This is a genomic window from Clostridium intestinale (assembly GCF_035905475.1).
In the GTDB taxonomy this organism is placed as follows: domain Bacteria; phylum Bacillota; class Clostridia; order Clostridiales; family Clostridiaceae; genus Clostridium_T; species Clostridium_T intestinale.
The window spans coordinates 1,660,169-1,680,021 of sequence record NZ_CP121166.1; the positions used below are offsets into that span (position 1 = coordinate 1,660,169).

At 30.8% G+C, this 19,853-nt stretch carries 19 protein-coding genes; all 19 read right to left on the reverse strand.

The features are described from left to right. Window positions 1–22: 22 nt before the first annotated feature. A complete protein-coding gene (locus P8F83_RS08625; RefSeq protein WP_326514281.1) occupies window positions 23–661 on the reverse strand; it encodes a class I SAM-dependent methyltransferase in 639 nt (212 codons plus the stop codon). 268 nt (window positions 662–929) lie between these two features. Beyond that, window positions 930–1,760, reverse strand: coding sequence for a phosphoenolpyruvate hydrolase family protein (locus P8F83_RS08630; protein ID WP_326514282.1), 831 nt, complete (start codon window positions 1,758–1,760; stop codon window positions 930–932). Between the two features lie 12 nt (window positions 1,761–1,772). After that, window positions 1,773–2,981, reverse strand: a complete 1,209-nt coding sequence (locus P8F83_RS08635; RefSeq protein WP_326514283.1) for a Tm-1-like ATP-binding domain-containing protein — start codon at window positions 2,979–2,981, stop codon at window positions 1,773–1,775. A 127-nt stretch (window positions 2,982–3,108) separates the two neighbouring features. Continuing rightward, a complete protein-coding gene (locus tag P8F83_RS08640; protein WP_326514284.1) occupies window positions 3,109–4,302 on the reverse strand; it encodes a phosphoenolpyruvate hydrolase family protein in 1,194 nt (397 codons plus the stop codon). Between the two features lie 137 nt (window positions 4,303–4,439). Then, complete coding sequence (locus P8F83_RS08645; protein WP_326514285.1) at window positions 4,440–5,453, reverse strand: substrate-binding domain-containing protein; 1,014 nt, start codon at window positions 5,451–5,453, stop codon at window positions 4,440–4,442. Between the two features lie 85 nt (window positions 5,454–5,538). After that, a complete protein-coding gene (locus tag P8F83_RS08650; protein ID WP_326514286.1) occupies window positions 5,539–6,588 on the reverse strand; it encodes a substrate-binding domain-containing protein in 1,050 nt (349 codons plus the stop codon). A gap of 131 nt (window positions 6,589–6,719) precedes the next feature. Next, on the reverse strand, window positions 6,720–7,004 hold the full coding sequence (locus tag P8F83_RS08655; RefSeq protein WP_326514287.1) for a toxin-antitoxin system YwqK family antitoxin: 285 nt from the start codon (window positions 7,002–7,004) through the stop codon (window positions 6,720–6,722). 221 nt (window positions 7,005–7,225) lie between these two features. After that, on the reverse strand, window positions 7,226–8,092 hold the full coding sequence (locus tag P8F83_RS08660; RefSeq protein WP_326514288.1) for a ketose-bisphosphate aldolase: 867 nt from the start codon (window positions 8,090–8,092) through the stop codon (window positions 7,226–7,228). Window positions 8,093–8,112: 20 nt separating this feature from the next. Then, window positions 8,113–8,964 (reverse strand): class II fructose-bisphosphate aldolase, encoded by an 852-nt coding sequence (locus tag P8F83_RS08665; RefSeq protein WP_326514289.1) that lies wholly within the window; start codon window positions 8,962–8,964, stop codon window positions 8,113–8,115. Between the two features lie 22 nt (window positions 8,965–8,986). After that, entirely contained in the window at window positions 8,987–10,063 is a 1,077-nt protein-coding gene (locus P8F83_RS08670) for a PTS fructose transporter subunit IIC (RefSeq protein WP_073019535.1), read from the reverse strand. 30 nt (window positions 10,064–10,093) lie between these two features. Then, complete coding sequence (locus P8F83_RS08675; RefSeq protein WP_021801553.1) at window positions 10,094–10,405, reverse strand: PTS fructose transporter subunit IIB; 312 nt, start codon at window positions 10,403–10,405, stop codon at window positions 10,094–10,096. Window positions 10,406–10,434: 29 nt separating this feature from the next. Continuing rightward, a complete protein-coding gene (locus tag P8F83_RS08680; RefSeq protein ID WP_326514290.1) occupies window positions 10,435–12,831 on the reverse strand; it encodes a BglG family transcription antiterminator in 2,397 nt (798 codons plus the stop codon). Window positions 12,832–13,104: 273 nt separating this feature from the next. Next, window positions 13,105–13,875 (reverse strand): aminoglycoside phosphotransferase family protein, encoded by a 771-nt coding sequence (locus P8F83_RS08685; RefSeq protein WP_326514291.1) that lies wholly within the window; start codon window positions 13,873–13,875, stop codon window positions 13,105–13,107. 75 nt (window positions 13,876–13,950) lie between these two features. Next, complete coding sequence (locus tag P8F83_RS08690) at window positions 13,951–14,553, reverse strand: hypothetical protein (protein WP_326514292.1); 603 nt, start codon at window positions 14,551–14,553, stop codon at window positions 13,951–13,953. A gap of 13 nt (window positions 14,554–14,566) precedes the next feature. Beyond that, on the reverse strand, window positions 14,567–16,030 hold the full coding sequence (locus P8F83_RS08695; RefSeq protein WP_326514293.1) for a glycoside hydrolase family 1 protein: 1,464 nt from the start codon (window positions 16,028–16,030) through the stop codon (window positions 14,567–14,569). Between the two features lie 219 nt (window positions 16,031–16,249). After that, window positions 16,250–17,272: an alpha-hydroxy-acid oxidizing protein gene (locus P8F83_RS08700; protein WP_326514294.1), complete on the reverse strand. Its 1,023-nt coding sequence runs from the start codon at window positions 17,270–17,272 to the stop codon at window positions 16,250–16,252. A gap of 12 nt (window positions 17,273–17,284) precedes the next feature. Next, window positions 17,285–18,160 (reverse strand): MurR/RpiR family transcriptional regulator, encoded by an 876-nt coding sequence (locus P8F83_RS08705; protein WP_326514295.1) that lies wholly within the window; start codon window positions 18,158–18,160, stop codon window positions 17,285–17,287. Window positions 18,161–19,103: 943 nt separating this feature from the next. Then, window positions 19,104–19,430: a hypothetical protein gene (locus P8F83_RS08710; protein ID WP_326514296.1), complete on the reverse strand. Its 327-nt coding sequence runs from the start codon at window positions 19,428–19,430 to the stop codon at window positions 19,104–19,106. 59 nt (window positions 19,431–19,489) lie between these two features. Beyond that, on the reverse strand, window positions 19,490–19,711 hold the full coding sequence (locus P8F83_RS08715; RefSeq protein WP_326514297.1) for a hypothetical protein: 222 nt from the start codon (window positions 19,709–19,711) through the stop codon (window positions 19,490–19,492). Between the last annotated feature and the right edge of the window lie 142 nt (window positions 19,712–19,853).

Here is a 19,853-nt window from a genome sequence, read left to right on the forward strand (position 1 = left end):
TTAGTTAATAAGCAATAGAAGCTTATTTTTCCTTTGTTATTTTCTTCAAAACAAATTCAATAGCTTGTTTCTCATATCTGTATTTATTAATCTTTGTTTCTTCACAAAACTTAATCTCAAATTCACCAAAATAATATTCAATACTCTCTTTATCAAAAAATCTTTTATAACCTTTCTCTGTTAAAAGGAAGTTCTTTTCAATTTCCTCACCATCAAAAGCTCCATAGTTTACATCATTCACAGAATTTACTCTGCCTATTAAATAACCGCCTAACTTTAATACTCTGTTTAGTTCATTAGCTATGCTTTTAGTTGTTTCATCATTAAAATAATGAAGAGATAAATCAGCTATAATTACTTCAAGACTTTCACCCTCAAAAGGTAATTTCTTAGAAATGTCTAACTTTATTGTTTTTGCACTAAGAATATATTTATTAACCATATCTAACGATTCATCCGAATAATCGCAAGAAATAACCTTATATCCTCTCTCCACCAAATATAAACTGTCTCCACCAGAACCACAACCTAAATCAATTATATATTCATCTTTGACTTTATTCAAAATGTCTTTATATTTATCAAGCCATAGGTCATATGTTGGTTTTTGTTCTTTAACGGTTTTGTAGATATTGTTCCAGTAATTGTTGTTAGTATACATCCTAATACCCCCTTACATTTATCATTATATCTCTTTTTAGAATATTAATCTTAATTTTCAATAAGATAACTGTATAATAACTACTTCTATAAATTCCCCTTATCACTTTAATTCCAATATCCTCAATAATAGCGCCTACCTTCGTGATTCTCTTACATTCTTACCCTTGCTATGCAATATGAAAATAATTATAAAAAATTAGTCTGTGCAGCTAGCATAAGATGATTTTTACACCATCTTATGCTATCTGCACAGACTTTTAAATTTATTATTTACTTATTTCCTTAAACATAGCTGTTTGCTCTTTGATTCCTTTTTCAGCTGCAAATCTCTCAATACTAGATGCACCAAAGAATCCATCTATTCCTGCTGTTCTTTCTATTACATATGCAGCATCTTCTGGTTCTGCAATAGGTCCACCATGACAAATCACCATGATATCTGGGTTAACTTCTTTACCAGCTTTAATAATTGCTTCAATTTTTTCTACACAATCATCTAGAGTAAGGGCTGTTTTTGCTCCAATTGTACCTTTTGTAGTTAATCCCATATGTGCAACTAATATATCTGCACCTGCTTCTGCCATTGCTTTGGCTTGTTCTGGATCAAATACATAAGGAGTTGTAAGCATGTCTAACTCATGTGCTTTTCTTATCATATCAACTTCTAAATCATATCCCATGCCTGTTTCTTCTAGGTTTTGTCTAAACACTCCATCAATTAAACCTACTGTTGGGAAGTTTTGAACTCCATTAAATCCTTGCTCTTTTAATTGTTTTAGGTATACTTCCATAACTCTAAATGGATCAGTTCCGCAAACTCCAGCTAGCACTGGCGTATTTTTAACTACAGGTAGAACTTCTGAACCCATCTCAACTACGATTTGATTGGCATCTCCATAAGATAATAAACCAGCTAATGAACCACGTCCCGCCATTCTATATCTTCCTGAATTATATATAATAAGCATGTCTGCTCCACCAGCTTCACTACTCTTTGCAGTAATACCAGTACCTGCTCCAACTCCAAGTAATATCTTTCCACACTTAACTTCTTCTCTAAATTTATTAATTATTTCCGTTCTTGTCATTGTATTCATTTCGTTTCCTCCTTACAATTTCATTAAATCTATTAATTTTTGTGCAGCTGCCTCTGCAAATTCTATGTCATTAATGGCGCAATCCATTTCAACAATTTCTACTATATCTTTATTTACACCCGCTCTTAAAGTATCAAACAACATCTTATCTTCCTCAGCACCATAGAAAACTTGTCCCTCTACATCAATAGCTGATACCCCTTTTAAAGGTAAGAACAAAACAGTTTTATCTTTTGCCATATTTAACTTTTCAACAAGCTTTTTACCTATGGCTTCATTTTCCTCCACAGTAGTTCTCATAAGTGTTACTGTTGGGTTATGTTTGTAAAGATTACGTCCTTTAAATTTCTCTGGCACTGTTTCGTATGGTCCAAAGTTACACATATCAATTGCACCTACTGACACAACTTGTGGAATATTATTTTTAGCTGCCCCCTCTAATCTATGTGGTCCTGCATTTAACACTCCGCCAATAATCTCATCTGCCCACTCTGTAGTTGTAAGATCTAATACTCCTTCAATAAAGCCACCATCAATCAGACTTTCCATTGTTTGTCCACCTACGCCTGTTGCATGAAACACAAGCACTTCATATCCTCTATCTTCAAGATATTTTGAAGCTGCTGTTACACATGGAGTTGTAACACCAAACATAGTTGCAGCTACCAGCGGTTTCTTTTCAACAACTTTTTTATTCTCAAACTTAAGCATACCTGCTATTGCAAATACTGCATTTGTAAAAATCTTAGTTGAAATTGAGTTAAGTCCTGCAACATCTACAATTGATGGTATCATAACAATATCGCTTGTTCCTACATATTGAGAAGTATTTCCTGACGCTACTGTAGATACCATAACCTTTGGTACCCCTATTGGCAAATTTCTCATAGCAGGAGTTACTAATGAAGTTCCCCCTGTACCACCAAAAGAAATAATTCCATCAAATTTACCTTGTTTATATAATTCAGGGACTAAATTTTCCATACCTTTTGATAACATTTCTGTTGCCAAGGCTCTGTCTTTTTTTCTAACAAGAGTCTCAATGTCTATCCCAGAAGCCTCTGCTATTTCTTTATTAGATACATCAGGTTCAAATATTGGTTCAAACACCCCAGTATGAATTGTAAAAGTACCAAACCCCAAACTTTCAATTAACTCTTTAACATAGGCATATTCATTCCCCTTAGTATCAAAGGTTCCTGCAATAGCGATTGTTTTCATTTTTTCCCCTCCCATTTAAAATTCTTGAGAACGTTCTTCCATAAAAAAATAGTATGATCAACTTATAAGTCAATCATACCTTTTTCATCTTTTCATGTAAACGTTGTTATGTCCTATGTTTTTGTGCTTATGTTATATTTCTAGTTTTATGTTCTTTGGGAGAATAGCCTTTATACTTCTTAAACATCTTACTAAACTGAGTATAATCTTGATACCCAACAAGTGGAGCTAATTCAGATAGCTGAATATTTTTTCTACTTAAAATCTCTGCGGCCTTATTTATACGAAACTTAACTAAATACTCTGGAAAACTGCATCCAACCTCTTTTTTGAACAAGCTGCTTAAATATCCTCTAGATACATGAGCAACCTTAGCTAAATCCAAAAAGGAAATCTCATTCATATAGTTTTGAGCAACATATTCCTTTACAAATTCCACATAATCATAATGCTTTGTTATACCATCTAACATTTTTACCATTAAATCATCTTCATCAAGTTTTCCAGATACTTTAAAAGTTTTTGTTATATTAATAATTGACTTTTCAGAAGGAATCCTTTCAAAAGCTGAGCCCCCTATATATCCCATTAAATCCTTATTATTGTTATACATATATTGAATATCAACTGGAGTTTTAACAGGCCCTCCATAAATTAATTTAATTACATCAGGCTTTAACTCATTACACTTTCTAAATATCTTTTCAGCTTTCCTCTTAGCACCTTCCAGTGAAAACACCTTCTTCGCACCTAATAATCCTCCTCCAGTTAAACCTAAATGTACACAGATAACATCAGCTCCAACATTAATCATTTGTTCTGCCTGGATTTCATCAAATACAAATGCAACAGTGAACAATCCTTTATTATGAGCTATTTTTATTGCCTCAACCTCATTTAAGTAATTGAAGCCCTCTTCCTCAAGAGCCTCTCTAAACTTTCCATCTATAAGTCCTACTGTTGGATAATTATTTATTCCTGAAAATCCAGCATCAATTATTTCATCTATATAGCTATTCATCTCTTTTGTAGGGTCCATGGCATTAACCCCAAAAATAATTGGTATATCTTTTACTAGTGGTATTATTTCTTTAGACGCAAAATCCATCACCATATCATTGCTATTACAAAAAGGTAAAAACCCTGCTAGTGAACCTCTCCCCATTTGACGGAACCTGCCTGAATTTAACATCAAAAGTAAATCTGCTCCAGCATTTTTGGCATGTTTAGCAGTCATTCCAGACCCCGTAGCCACTCCAATTATATGGTTTTCTTTTTTTATTTGTAACTTGAGATTTTCTAAGATTTTTTTACTGTGCATACTCTATAAATCTCCTATTTTTATATGGATGAAATAAGTTCATAATTATATTATAGCTCTATTAAAAACAGCTAGTAAACCTATTATCTCTACTAGTTGTAATTTATATCTTAAAATTATACATACCTTAATTTAATTTACATAAGATATTCTTTAGCGTAACCCGTTTCCTTAAGTTTGCTATAAACATTAGATTTGTCTATAAGTATTGGATCTATAAGTATTGTTTGCACGTCTACCATTTCATTATTAACTATGTAATCATAGTTAATACTTTGTCCTTCTATTAAATTTATTGCAGATTCTATGGTTATCCGTCCCAATGTCATTGAATCATTAAGCAATGTCATAGCTTGGGTTCCTTCTAGAATTCTTTTTATAGCTTCTGGATCTGCATCTTGCCCTGTTACAATAACTTTTCCTTGTAAATTTTCTTCAGATAGAGCTTTAATCACCGCTTCAGCTATATTGTCTGTTGGAGCTAAAACCGCAACTATATTTTTGTCTTCAACTATTATTTTTTTTACTACATCATATGCCCGATCAGACATCCATCCTTTAACTGCTTCATCAGCAACAACTTTAACTTTTCTAGTATCAATAAGAGGAGTGATATACTCCATTGCACCTTTTTTTAATAATTCACCATTTGGACATCCATACAAAATAATGTATTTCCCTTCTGGAACTTTATTAATTAAAAATCCTCCTTGAATCTGTCCTGCTCGTAATATATTAAAACCTAAATATAAATCTACATGACAATTATTAATAAGAGCATCTTGTGCTATTATCTTAATCCCTGCTCTATTTACTTCATCAAGTATTTCTTTTTCCCCCTTGTGATTTACAGATCCTAACACCAAAACATCTATCTTCTCCAAAATCATTCGTTTAATTATTGCTATCTCTTTATTTATATCAAAATCGCTATACTCAATACTTATATCTACCCCTTTAAGTTTAGCTTCATGCTCCATGGCATATCTTATCTTACTCCATCTAAACTTTTCTCCAGAAGGTAAAATCGCACCAATCTTTATACTTTTATCATGTCTTTCACTTACACAAAGAGGGGGATTGATCTCTAAAATACTTTTATTTACATATTTAACTGAGCAATAAAAAACTTCTGGTACCGACAAGTACATAAATATCCCCTTTTTTTAGTTATCTATTATTAGGATATTCTTTTTGCCTATATATAAGTACATTTTTTATTACGATAACAAATCATTACTCTTTTAGTTCATTGGTTTTACTAAGAACATTCTCTTTATCTATAAGTGTTGTATCAATTAGTTCGTTAATTTTACTAAAGACATTCTCTTCATCTATAAGTATTGGATCAATTAGTACAGATATTACATCAGCTTTCCCGTTATTTATTATATAATCATAATTTATACTTTTTCCCTCAATTAAATTTATCGCTAAATCTATAGTTGTCTTCCCAAGCTTTATGGAGTCATTTAATAATGTCATAGCTTGTGTTCCCTCAATAATCCTTTTTATTGCCTCAGGCTCTGCATCTTGTCCTGTTACAATAACTTTTCCTTGCATGTTTTCTTCTGTTAAAGCTTTAATCGCCCCTCCTGCAATTTTATCCACTGGAGCTAAAATCGCATCAATATTTTTATCTTTAGATATAATTTTTTTTATTATATTGTACCCATTCTCCGGTAACCAGTTCTGAACTTCTTCATCTGCTACAACTTGAATTTTACCTGTATAAACTAGTGGCCTAATGTATTCCATAGCACCTATTTTAAATACTTCGCCATTTGGTGAACCATGAAGTATAATATACCTTCCCTCTGGAACCTTTTTAGTAAGGAAACTTCCTTGAAGTTGCCCTGCCTTAAGCATATTAAACCCTACAAATAAATCCACATGTGAATCATATATAAGTGCATCCATAGCAATTATTTTTATTCCAGCTTTATGCACCTCATTTAATATTTCATTACCGCCTTTAAGCTTTACAGAGGTTAATATTAAAATATCTATATTCTCTAATATAAATCCTCTTATATTCTCTATTTCTTTATTTATATCCCAGTTACTAAATTCAACTCTTATTTTTATACCTTTGATATTAGCCTCTTTTTCCATAGAAGCTTTAGCTATATTCCATCTCTTTACTTCACTTGAAGGCAAAACTGCCCCTATTTTTATTTTTTTGTATTCATTTTCTCTTACGAAAAAAGAATAATTTATATCTAAAATATCTTGTTTTACATATCTAACTTTGCAATAAAATACCTCTGGTATAGATAAGTACATATATATCACCTTTTCTAATTATCTATTACTAGAATATTCCTTTAAGATGTATATATGTACATTTTTATCATCATAACTTTACTTAAATGATTATATTCTTCACTTTAGAGATTATGTTTTAGATAATATTATTACTCTTTTTTCTTGCGATTAGTAGTTTTGTACTTTTCGCCTTTATTATCATAGGTAATCCACTCACCAATAGGTTCTCCATTTTCGAAATACCCTGAGCGTTTAATTGTACCATCTGGCCTATACCATTCCCAGTAACCATCTGGCTGATCATTTACCATCTTCCCTTTTGACCAGGGAGTTTTTCCATTAGAGTGATATTTTATTGTGTATCCATCTATAACTTCCATCTTCTTTTCTTTAACGCCATTAGCATGAACTAAATCACATTTCTCCTTATCCATCTTACTTCACTCCTATATATAAATTTAAAACTTCCATAATTATGTTTTTTATGTTCAGATGTTAACATTTACCTATATTAATGTCAATGATATTCTCTACAAAACTTAATGTATTTAAACAACCTAAAGTTAACAAAAGAAGCCCTCTTTTATTCCGTAGAAACTTTATTTCAAGTCTCATTAACATCCTAAAAGAGCACTTCTTCTTTAAAACTTATATTCTATTTATAAAACTTTACTTTATCACCATCATTAAATAGCTCTATCTTGTTATATATAACCTTCTTCATTTCTTCAATACATGGAGGATATATTGCATTAGGTTCACGAGCACTTAAGTCTTCCTTTAATATTTCACGACATTTTCTGTAGAAAGCATCCTTAATATCACTTGAAATATTTATTTTACATACTCCAAGTTTTACTGATTCTGCTATCTCTTCGTCTGGATTAGCTGACCCTCCATGTAATACTAAAGGTATATCTACAACATCTCTTATTACCTTTAACAAATCTAGCTTAAGTTCAGGCTTCATATCCTTAGGATATATTCCATGACATGTCCCAATTGCCACTGCTAAAGTATCTACTTCAGTTCTTTCAACAAATTCTTTAGCTTTATCTGGATCCGTATAGATTATTTTTTCTGTTCCATATTCTCCACCATTACCTGTTGTTCCTATGGTTCCAAGTTCTGCTTCTACAGAAACATTAAGTGGATGCGCTACTTCTACTACTTTTTTAGTAAGTGCAATATTTTCTTCAAAAGATAGATGTGATGCATCAATCATAACTGATGTAAAACCACATCTTATAGCTCTTAAAATCTGTTCAAAACTTCCGCCATGATCTAAGTGTATAACCACTGGTACTTCTGACTTATAAGCTTCTTCTTTAACTGCTGCTATAAAACTATCCTCAATAAAAGATAATTCGTCTGGATGGATAGCAATAATAACTGGTGCCTTCTTTTCACTGCATGCCTCCATAACTCCCTTTAATATCATATTGCTGCTTGTATTAAAAGCTGGTACTGCAAATCCTTCTTTTTGTGCTACCTTTAATAGGTCTTTCATATTCATTAACATAATCCATACTTCCTTTTCTTTTAATTTTTATTATTTGATCCTGATAATCTAATATAATCTCTTACAATTTGAATACTTTCCTTCTCTACCCTATGCATCATTACATAATAATTTATATCTGGCTCATTTTCTAATATTGATTTAATAGCACTAACATTATAGTTCATGAAATCACAACCAACATTAATTTTATTTATTCCATTTTCAACTGATTTTAAGATATTGCTTTTCCCAGAACCAGATCCTCCATGAAGAACTAAAGGCATTTTTGTTAGCTCCTTTATGGTCCTTAGTCTGTTAAAGTCAAATTCTGGTACCATTCCATCAGGATAATTTCCATGGGATGTGCCAATTGATATTGCTAGAGTATCTATACCAGTTTCTTTTGCAAATTTTAATGCCTCCTCTGGGTCAGTATACATTTGCTCACTTGTATAGGCTTCCCCTTCTGTTCCACCTAAACATCCAATTTCCCCTTCAACACTTACGCCTTTTGGGCGAGCATAATTTACAACTTCCCTTGTCATCTCAATATTACCCTGAAGATTAAAACGTGAAGCATCTACCATTACTGAAGAAAATCCATCATCTATTGCTTTTTTTAGAAATAAGACTTCTTGTCCATGGTCAAAATTTAAAGCAACCTTAATATTAGTCCTTGCTGCTAGAGTTTTTACAATAGGTGTTATAAGTTCACTATCACAGTGATCTAAAAGATGCTCCTGAACAACATTTATTATTATTGGTGCATTTTCAAGTTCTGCTGCTTTTATTACAGCTCTTGCTGTTTCTAGATTAAAACAATTGATAGCCATAACTGCGTAATTTTCTTTATTTGCTTTATCTAGCATCTCTTTCATCGAAACATACATAAGCTTTCTCCTTTTGATTTAATTATTTTATCTCTATTCCAGATAAATCTACCTCTTCTTCCTCTTCATCTAGAATCAAGTCTTCCTTTGCATCCTTTTTAAGAACAACAAGTAATAATGCAGTTACTACAGATCCTACTGTTAATGCTATTAAAAAGCCTAAAGGATTTTGCATAGCTGGCACAATAAACATTCCACCTGAAGGCACTGGTGAACCTACATTTAAAAGCATTATTAGCATTCCACCAATAGCTGCCCCAAAAGAACAAGAGAATATTACTCTAAGTGGATCAACAGCGGCTATTGGTATAACACCTTCTGTAATCATACATATACCCATTGGAAAGGCTATTTTTATATTATCTGATTCCCCTTTAGTGTATCTTGATCTTCTTATAAGCCAAGATAAGGTAACTCCAAAAGGTGGAATCATGGATGCACATATTTTAATAGCTTCTGGACCATAAACCCCTTGAAGTAAAAGTCCATCTGCAAAAAGTGATGCCACTTTATTAACAGGTCCTCCAAAATCAAAGGCCGCCATAGCTCCCATAATTGCCCCAAACACAGCTTTTGATCCTCCCTGCATATTATTAAGCATGTTTGTTAATGAAGCTGATGCTGCAGCTATTGGTCTTCCTATAACAAAAAACATAATTAATCCTATAACAATAGAAGATAATAGCGGAATAATCATCATAGGTAATAACCCTTGAGCCCATCTAGGAACAATTAACTTTTCCTTTAAAAAGTTTACAAAATAACCAGCAAGATATCCTCCAAGCATACCTCCAAGGAAACCAGCTCCCATTGCATTTGCTATCATACCCATTAAAAGTCCTGGAGCAATACCTGGTCTATCTGCTATAGAATATGCAATAGCTGCACCCATTACTGCTGGCAACAAACCCATACCAAAAACACCTAAAGATACCGCTGCCTGCCATACATTATAAGAACTCTTATAATCAGTAATTAATGAAGGATTTCCTCCAGCCAAGTTTCCAATAGCTATTAATAAACCAGATGCAACAACTAGTGGTAGCATGTATGATATACCTGTCATAGCATGTTTTTTCAATTGTAATTTCTTTAACATAAATTGTTCTCCCCTTTTTAAAATTATTAATTAGAGACCTAAATCTTTTTCAATTTTATTAAGAAGCGCTTTTGGAGATTTAATTACGATTTCTGTTGAAACATCAATAACTTTTTTGCCCTTAAACCTTTCCCTCCCTCCTACTTTAATATCTGCTGCAATTATTACTATATCTGCCTCTCTTATGTCTTTAGGTGTAAGTTCATCCTCTGTTCCAATTGTTCCTTGAGTTTCAATATGAACTTCATGACCTAAAGCCTTAGCCGCACGTATGAGTTTTTCTTTTGCTATATAAGTGTGAGCTATTCCTGATGTGCAAGCTGCAATTCCAACTATTTTCATATACATTTCCCCTTTCTAATATTTAAACTTTAAATTACTTCCTCTTGTTTAGTGAATATTTCATATACCTCTTCTGGGGTATTAGCCTTAAGTAGTGCTTCACAAGCTTCATCATCACCGAGTTTTGTAGCAACTTTTGAGAGAAGCCTTACATGAGTGCTTGTCTTGTCTTCTTCCGTTACAGCAAAAAGAATAATAAAATTAACAGGGTTATCATCTAAAGTCTCCCAAACTAAGTCATTTTTTGTTTTCCCAAAAGCTATTGAAGTCCTACTTACAAACTGTGATTTTCCATGAGGTATAGCAATACCATTACCTATGCCTGTTGAACCTAAAGTTTCTCTGTAATATACATCATCCAAGAAAGCTTTTTTATCAGAAATTACATCTGTTTCATATAATAGATCAGTTAGTTCTTTTAATGCCTCGTCCTTAGTAGCTGCTTTCATATCTAGTTTTATTGTTTCTTTACGTATTACTTTAGATAAATCTACTTCCATTTTCATCTCACCTTTACCATTTAATTTGAAAAACTTGACTGCATCTTTTTTCTTTATGCACTTTCTTAAATAACTCCCATAATCATCATTAATATTGAAATTAACAGCTTCTTTTATTATTTCAGTCATAACCTTTACACTGTCCATAAGTATATAAAAAACTAACTGTTTTTTATCTTTTTCAATATCATTTATACAAAGAGCTAATTTATCTTCCTTTTCACAAAAACTTATATAAATTTTTAGATTATCACTTATATCTATCTCATTAAATTTAACAGCTCTCTTTAAACTTCTTTTGATGGAACTTGTAACCTCCTTCTCTGTTTTATTAAAATATATAAATTCCTCACACAGATAGTTGCCTATATAAGGAGTTTTTCTAGATATTTCTCCCTTAACTTCTTTAATGCTACTAAGGAAATCAGATATATTTTTTATATCTTTTTCACTTAAGAATGCTGATACAAGTAAACAAGGTTTATCTTTTAAATCTAGAGGTACTGTTGTTATAATAAGATCTATATTCTGTATATTTTGGCTCTTAATCCTCTCAGAAGATATACTTTCAACAATCTCAAAGTCTGGGAAATACCTTTTAAGCTTTGTACTTAATAGCTTTGATGTACCATATCCACTATGGCAAACAATCAACACCTTTTTCTTTATATGATAATTCTCAAGTCCCAGCTGATAATACAAAGCTAAATAGCCAATTTCATCTATAGGAATTTCCTTCTGCTTTAATTTAAAGGAAGCCATCATTGAAGAAGCTTTGCAAATATTTAAAAGTAGAGGATACTGCATCTTAATATCTTTAATAAGTGGATTAGAAATTTGGATGTCATATTCGATTCTGTTTAACATTGCCCTTATATGAAGAAGAAGCTTCTCCATTATTTTTGGATCCTGTCTTATATTCACATTAAGTATTTTCTCTAAACTGTCTGTAACAATATCTCTAAAACTTATAGTCATAGAGCTAAACTTGTCTAAATCCTTATAATCCTCACTTATTTCCTCCTTTATTAATCCAAAGGAGACAAAATACTTATATAGGTAATAAACCTCAGCTTCATCAAGATTCATATTAAAATCCTTATTTATTTTGCTTATACATAAAGTAGCCTCTTCATATTCTTTTTTATACTTAAGATTTTGAACCTTATCCTTTGAGAATTTAGACTTACCCTTCGCTCCTCTTTCCATAGAAATTAACATATGAGTAAGTAAGTTGATATAATAAGGATCATCGATTATACAGCTATACTTTTTCTCCAAATCCAGTAGCAGTCTATTAACATATATTATTTTTTCATTCTCAAATAACTCTGAAAGCCCATTTAATGTAACCCCATCTAGACGAGTAACTAACTCCTCAATAGTTCTATCATTTCTTCCAACCTTAGAATACTCGAACAAAAAAGATGCAATAGCCCTACGTATATTCATTTCATCACCAATAACTTGGGTACCCTCAACAGTTTTTTCAAGAGCTAAATCAAATGAAAATAACCACTCTTCTATATATTTAAAGTCATTTATTATACTGGTTTTACTTACATAATACTTATCTGAAAGTTTTTGAATTGAAGTCTTATTATGAGAATCCATAAGCATAGTCTTAATGATATCTATTCTTCTATCATTAACAGATATTTTAGGGTCCTTATCTTCTTGAATATGGAGATTATTTTGAATAATTAACTTAGCATTCCAAACATCTTCTATCATCACACCTAAACTATGCTTTCTATTTAGCCTTATATTGAATTTATTTAGGTAATCTTCTATTACCATTAGGTCTTTTTTTAATGTCTTATCAGAAACAGATAACATCTCCGAATACCACTTAATTGTTCTATAATTTTTTTCATTAAGTAATAAATTAATAAACTCAATCTGTCTTGCATTTAGATTATTCATATTGTCCTCCTTTCATTTTTTCTTCTGCTTGTTCCCTATGTGTATACGATAACACGTCACCTCCCTTTGTAAAATTACAAATAACTTCCACTAAAAATGGAATTATTGTATCAACCATGAGTACAACATAGCCTACACGCCGTTTATATTGCTATAGATAGATTATACTTTGATTTGATGATTTAAAAAAAGAAAAAAAGTGTGATTAAAAGTTTAACTTTTAATCACACTTTTTATTTATCTCTACCTAAAGAAGATATATTCTTAATAAAATTATTCTATCCAAACATTCATATTCTGTTTTAAAAACTTAATTTCTTCAACATAAAACTCTTGATGACCTTCATTTTTCATTTTAATGAATTCCATATTTCCTTTTCGGCATTCGCTATTAAATAATTCTATTAACGATTCCAACCTTAAAATCACATTTTCTAAAATATCTTTAACTTCATAATCTCCATATGAATCTGCAAACTTTTTAATTAAAACTTTTCGTTCCTCACTATCGCACTCTCTCGTATAATCTCTATAGTCATTTTTATAAGGAACATATACTTTTTTACTTAATGGCACAAATCTATAAACAGCATACGCTATGTCCCATATTCTTGGAGCAGGGCATGCTGTATCAAAATCTATAATTCCTACTGGAGCATTATTCAAAAATGTAATATTATATGGTGCAATATCATTATGGCAGATTACTTCTTTAGCTAAACTTCCTTTGTACTCTAAAAACCATTCATCTTCTTCACCATAATGAAAGTCTAATGTCGCATCATGGTATTCCTTGAGCATATTTGCTATTAATTTAATGTTTCTTATCTTGTATTCAAGAGCATCTATATCTGGATAATTCTCAACAGTATTACCTTTCATAAATGTTAAAATCTCTTGATTTTTTTCATAGTCTATTCCTAAAAAGCGTGGTACAAAGTTAATCTTTTTATTTTCTAAATGCTTTAATAATTTATGAATGGTTTTACTATAGGGCTTTAAATCTCTATAAATATTATTTCCATCATAAAATACCTCTGACATGTTTCCATTTTCAAACTTTAAAATTTAAATCTCCCTCCCTAAATTCTTTTAATAAAATATAAATTGCAATTCTTTTTAATTATTTGAAAATAATAATTCTAGTATATGCAGCCCTTTTTTACCTGACATACTCACCCCATCATTACAATATTTACAATATGAAACTACGACATCAGTTATTGTATTTTTATAACGATATTTAAAATATTCTTCTTGTTCTTCTTTAGTCATTGGTTGTTCTCTATGATAACCTATTATTTCATGGGATGCACAATGTTCTGCATTATCATAGTTTTTTTCTAATTCTAATATTTCAATATTCATTTTTTTCATTAAAGAACGTACTGCATCATGGACATTTTTTCTGCCTTTTCCCAAATGACAATCTTGTATTGTCATTTTTTGTCCATGATAATCTGGAAAAACAAAATCTTTATCTTGATCAATGATTTCCCAAAGAAATTCTATGTTTTTGTAATTTGCATTAGCTTCAATGACCCTGGCACAATTCAAACAAAGAATTATAGATGTATCCTCTTGTGTAAGTTTAGGATTATTAACTTTACAACATCCTATTGGATCAATATCAAATTTATTTTTAATATATTCAGCAAGTTTTTGACTAGGTTCTTTATAAGCTGCTCTTGCTTTACAGCTAGGAAAAAATACATTTGCCATAATTTACATCCTCCTAAATAATTTCTCCATTAGATTCAATACATTTTTTATACCAATAAAACGAGTCTTTTTTGCTTCTTGAAAAATCACCTGTTCCATCATCATGTCTATCTACATAAATAAATCCATAACGTTTATAAAGTTGCCCTGTTCCTGCAGAAACAATATCAATTGGTCCCCAAGATGTATATCCAATTAAATTAACACCATCATTACAAGCTTCTTTCATAGCTTGAATATGTGTTCTAAAATAATCAATACGATAATCATCATGAATTGATCCATCTTCTTCTACTTTATCAACTGCTCCAAACCCATTTTCTACAACCATTATAGGAAGATTTGGATAGCGACTAGAAAGTTTATTCAATGTAAACCTAAGTCCATCTGGATCAATTTGCCATCCCCATTCACTTGCTTCTAAATATGGATTCTTGGCACCTCCAACAAGATTACCACCAATCCTTTCAACCTTTGGATCTACACTAACACAATTTGAAATATAGTATGAAAAAGTATACATATCAATGGTTCCTTCTTTTAAAATCTTTTTATCTTCTTCAGCAATAAATGAGTAATCAATATTATTTTTTCTAAAATATGCAAGTGCATATTCTGGATATTCTCCTCTTACTTGAACATCTGAACAAAAATCATTGAACATTGTATCTTTTTCTTGACAAGCTAAGATATCTTTTGGATTACAAGTATGAGGGTACCAAGTTAGATGACTACTCATATTTCCTATCATGAAATTAGGATTAATTTCATGCCCTTTAATAACTGCTAATGCACTAGCAACAAACTCATTATGTAATGCTGTGTAGCGATGCTCTGGGTTATCTTTTAATTCTTCAAAAGTGCAAGGTTTGGTTCTCTGTAGATCTTCTTTAGTCATATAACCTAAACCATATAATGTAGCAAGTGGTTCACCCATTGTTCCTGTATTAATTTCATTAAATGTTAACCAGTATTTTACTTTGTTTTTATATCTTTCAAAACATGTTGTTGCATACTTAACATAAAAATCAATTGTTTCTCTTGAGTAGAAACCTTGATATTTCTTGACTAAATTCCATGGCATTTCATAATGGCATAAAGTCACAATTGGCTCAATATTATATTTTAAACATTCATCAAAAACTTTATCATAAAATTCCAATCCTTTTTCATTCGCTTTATTATCATCCCCACTTGGAAAAATCCTTCCCCAGTTAATAGATAGACGTAATGTTTTAAATCCCATTTCAGCAAATAATTTTATATCTTCTTTATAGCGATGATAAAAATCAACTGCTTGATGACTTGGATAAAATCTATCTTCTAAAATATTAGGACATATAGTTCTTGGTGTATTAACATCCCCACCTAACACTAAATCTGGAACTGATAGCCCTTTTCCATCTTCATCATATGCACCTTCACATTGATTAGAGGCAAGTGCACCACCCCACAAAAAATTCTTTGAGAATCCCATTTTTCTACCTCCTATATTTTCTTTATAATTAATTTTTATCATATTATTAGCAAAATGATAATATATTTATGTTTTTTAGTATCACCGTTTCATATTTTGTGCTTATTTTCGAAACATTATAGGAGCATTGTTCTATTTTTCTGCTTTCTTCACTATTTTTGTTTCATCTTTTTTAGTTTTTATTAGAACAAAAAAAGAAGAACATTAATGTTCTTCTTTTCACCAAGGTATTGAAATCATCTCACGAGTAATTTCATCTAGACTATGGGCACCGCACATTGTCATTGTTTCTTCTAGTTCTTGTCCAATTTTATTAATATATGTTTGAATGCCTTCATCTTCTCCACCATATAAAGCTGTAACAAATGGTCTAGCTATTATAACACCATCTGCACCCATAGCAAGTGCCTTAAAGACATCTCCCCCACTACGAATACCACCATCAACAAATATTTTTATATCATTCCCTACAGTATCAACAATGTCTTTTAATACCTCAGCTGTTGATAAACACTGATCTAAAACTCTTCCCCCATGATTAGAAACAACAATGGCACTTGCACCAGCTTGTTTAGCTTTTAATGCTCCTTGAGCAGTCATGATTCCCTTAACAATAAATGGTTTATCACAGGCTTCAATTATTTGTTTTAATTCCTCTACAGATTTACTTCCTGCAGGAGGTGTCATGTTTTTCAAAAATGGTAACCCTGCTGCATCAATATCCATAGCTACAGCTATAGCATTTGATTCTTTGGCATATTTAAGTTTTTCTAAAATAGTTTCATAGTTCCAAGGTTTAATGGTTGGGATACCTATACCATTTTCTTTCTTAATTGCTTCAGTTGCAGCTTTTATAACTTCTGGATTTATACCATCACCAGTAAATGCTAATATACCATGTTTTGCACAAGAAGAAACAAGAATATTATTATATGTCACATCATTATATTTATCACCATAATGAAGGTTTACTGCTCCTACTGGTCCAGCAAAAAATGGAAATTTAAATTTTTGCTTAAATAATTGAACACTAGTATCAACTGATTTATTTTCTACTAAGGTATCCATATTAATCCTTATTTCTTTCCATTTATCATAGTTTCTTATTGCAACATCTCCAATTCCTTTAGCACCAGGTCCTGGAATTTTATTTTTACAAACCTTTCCATTGCATTCCTGACAAGCTTTACAATAATCTCCTATACAAGTTTTAGCTTTTTCTAATATTTCACTGTATAACATTGTAGTTCTCCTTTACTCCTTAATAATTTCATTGGACGAAAAATGTGTACTTTCTACTTTTTTAGAATGTTTAATTTTATAATCTAAATTCCTTTTATAATTTAATCTAAAATAGCAAGAATAGAGAATATCTAGTATTAAGCTAACTGAATATTCTGCCGTATAATTCGCAATTTTTGAAAAAAGCTTCTCACGCGTTGACATATAGAGTACACACCTTGCCTGTAAACTCAAAGTATTTTCCCCTATACTTGTTATAGCAATTATAGGAACATTTTTTTCATTAAGTAGAGAAGCAACATTAATCAAGTTAAAATTTTCTCCTGAATAAGAGATAATAATCGCACAATCATTTTGATCTAACATATCCGCTTGGTATTTCTCTTCCCCTACAAAATTTTGAACAATAACATGTTTTTTAATACGTGACATTTTCATTTGAAATACTGTAGCAAGAGGTACATACGCACCAAAGCCAAAAACGTAAATATGTTTTGAATTATGTAATATCTTTATAGCCTGTTGCAGTGAATCATGATGAATAAGTGATAATGTATCGTTTGCTGATTCAATCATAACTTCTTTAATTGCACCTGTAACACTCATTATATTATTATTTTGACTAAATGGAATATTGGCATCTATATTTTGAAAATTGGAATTTAAATAAGCTTGTTCCTCAAGATATCGCTTTTTCAAATCATTATATCCATCAAAACCCAGTTTATGTGCTAGCCTAATAACAGCAGATGATGATGTAAATGTAGCTTTTGCTATGGCACGAGTTGTTAATTTTTCTAACTCTTCTTTATTCTCAATAATATATTGAGCAATATCTTTTTCAATTCTTGTTAGACTTGCATTTTCCATCCTATTTATTAATAACATATAAAACTCTCCTTTAAAACAATTATAGAACATTTTGTATCAATGTTCCATTTCTTTGTAGTTATTTAAAGGCATTTTTAAAGCAATGATCTATCTTTTTTACATCAAAATCTATTTTATTTTTATCTTCATTAAATTTTTGATTACTTTTTTCTATATATCTCTACTTAAACGTCCCATAATTTCCTCTCAGAAATAAATTTAAATACTGCACCAATTCCCTCTAAGCAGCATTAACACTGTATATAGTTATCTATATATCTATATGCGGTTTAATTTTTAAATAATATTATCTTATCTACTTTAAATCACTCTTGCCCCTTCATAAGCTAAAATGCTTTGATTAAGGCTGCACTTCTATACAGTTGAGGCTTCTTTTCATTCCTTTTATTCAACTAAATGATTTGATGAAGTTCTTCGAACTTCTACAGATCTATTGTGCATGTCTACCGAATAGCGGTGCACAGCTTTCCTTTTCCACTTCCCTACGACTTTCCTCCTCTATTTCCCCACGGCTTTTCTACTTTATGGCTTTTCTACTTTATGGCTTTTCTACTTTATGGCTTTTCTACTTTATGGCTTTTCTACTTTATGGCTTTTCTACTTTATGGCTTTTCTACTTTATGGCTTTTCTACTTTATGGCTTTTCTACTTTATGGCTTTTCTACTTTATGGCTTTTCTCTATAAAAATACGGCGTCTCAAGTATGAGCCGCCAGTATTTTTATAGTGTTTGGAGATTGTTCCTAGCATTTCTACTAATAGAGTTCGATATTTCTCGATGGCAATTTAAGCAAGACAATCTTGAACCAAGTGAGGATACTATTCAATATAATCGTACTGCTGGAATTATAGCCCTAATTATAATTACAGTAATGTTTGCTTTTATGATTTTTAGATAGTTTCAATAATTTTAATTATCTTCATACTTCAATGGATAAACCTTAAACCAAAATTTCTGCAATACCAAAAATACCACTCAATACTATTATTGTTAAAGCTATAATTACACGAGAAATAAAGTTTATGTTTTCATAAGAAATATTCCACTTATTTCTTTTATCTGTTGTAAATAAGAACCAAACATATATCAAAAATGGAGCTACACTTAATAATAAATAATTTAATTTATTGCCTTCATTTGAAATAGTAAATTCCTGTTGATATTTAATTGAACAACTGATAACTAGCCAACCAACTACTCCAAGTATGATGTTATAAACAATAAATTCTGCTATTTCTAAAACTCTTTGTTTCAAATTCTTTTTCATTATATTCTCCTGTACAAAAAACAATATTAGAATAGATATTTTTCATACCTTGTACTACTTTAGAATAAATAAACATTTAATAGCACTAATATTAGTGCTAAAATACCTAGTTGAAGCCACTTCTTATCTGCAATCACTCTAATTGCTAAAGAAAACATAACCCAATATAAAACTAATTTAGATGTGAATTTAGAATCATAATCCTTAAAATAAATAAGAGTACTGACTGCACACAAAAAATATATGGCAGAAAACATTTTTGATTTTACTATTTTTCTCATTTTCTCTATAATAATCACCTGATTTACTATATTCCTAAAAGGTTTATTAAACTATTTTTACCATATGTCAATTATACTCCTTTTTTACCTTTTTATCACATTATAATTAAATAGAACAAAATATCTCTAATGAAACTAAAGC

Bases quoted from the DNA above. Each gene is read 5' to 3' on its own strand.
- P8F83_RS08655 (WP_326514287.1), bottom strand. From the start codon at position 7,004: ATGGATAAGGAGAAATGTGATTTAGTTCATGCTAATGGCGTTAAAGAA.
- P8F83_RS08705 (WP_326514295.1), bottom strand. From the start codon at position 18,160: ATGTTATTAATAAATAGGATGGAAAATGCAAGTCTAACAAGAATTGAA.
- P8F83_RS08650 (WP_326514286.1), bottom strand. From the start codon at position 6,588: ATGTACTTATCTATACCAGAGGTATTTTATTGCAAAGTTAGATATGTA.
- P8F83_RS08700 (WP_326514294.1), bottom strand. From the start codon at position 17,272: ATGTTATACAGTGAAATATTAGAAAAAGCTAAAACTTGTATAGGAGAT.
- P8F83_RS08645 (WP_326514285.1), bottom strand. From the start codon at position 5,453: ATGTACTTGTCGGTACCAGAAGTTTTTTATTGCTCAGTTAAATATGTA.
- P8F83_RS08710 (WP_326514296.1), bottom strand. From the start codon at position 19,430: ATGAAAAAGAATTTGAAACAAAGAGTTTTAGAAATAGCAGAATTTATT.
- P8F83_RS08675 (WP_021801553.1), bottom strand. From the start codon at position 10,405: ATGAAAATAGTTGGAATTGCAGCTTGCACATCAGGAATAGCTCACACT.
- P8F83_RS08695 (WP_326514293.1), bottom strand. From the start codon at position 16,030: ATGGGATTCTCAAAGAATTTTTTGTGGGGTGGTGCACTTGCCTCTAAT.
- P8F83_RS08635 (WP_326514283.1), bottom strand. From the start codon at position 2,981: ATGAAAACAATCGCTATTGCAGGAACCTTTGATACTAAGGGGAATGAA.
- P8F83_RS08640 (WP_326514284.1), bottom strand. From the start codon at position 4,302: ATGCACAGTAAAAAAATCTTAGAAAATCTCAAGTTACAAATAAAAAAA.
- P8F83_RS08625 (WP_326514281.1), bottom strand. From the start codon at position 661: ATGTATACTAACAACAATTACTGGAACAATATCTACAAAACCGTTAAA.
- P8F83_RS08715 (WP_326514297.1), bottom strand. From the start codon at position 19,711: ATGAGAAAAATAGTAAAATCAAAAATGTTTTCTGCCATATATTTTTTG.
- P8F83_RS08685 (WP_326514291.1), bottom strand. From the start codon at position 13,875: ATGTCAGAGGTATTTTATGATGGAAATAATATTTATAGAGATTTAAAG.
- P8F83_RS08660 (WP_326514288.1), bottom strand. From the start codon at position 8,092: ATGTTAATGAATATGAAAGACCTATTAAAGGTAGCACAAAAAGAAGGA.
- P8F83_RS08630 (WP_326514282.1), bottom strand. From the start codon at position 1,760: ATGAATACAATGACAAGAACGGAAATAATTAATAAATTTAGAGAAGAA.
- P8F83_RS08690 (WP_326514292.1), bottom strand. From the start codon at position 14,553: ATGGCAAATGTATTTTTTCCTAGCTGTAAAGCAAGAGCAGCTTATAAA.
- P8F83_RS08670 (WP_073019535.1), bottom strand. From the start codon at position 10,063: ATGTTAAAGAAATTACAATTGAAAAAACATGCTATGACAGGTATATCA.
- P8F83_RS08665 (WP_326514289.1), bottom strand. From the start codon at position 8,964: ATGTATGTTTCGATGAAAGAGATGCTAGATAAAGCAAATAAAGAAAAT.
- P8F83_RS08680 (WP_326514290.1), bottom strand. From the start codon at position 12,831: ATGAATAATCTAAATGCAAGACAGATTGAGTTTATTAATTTATTACTT.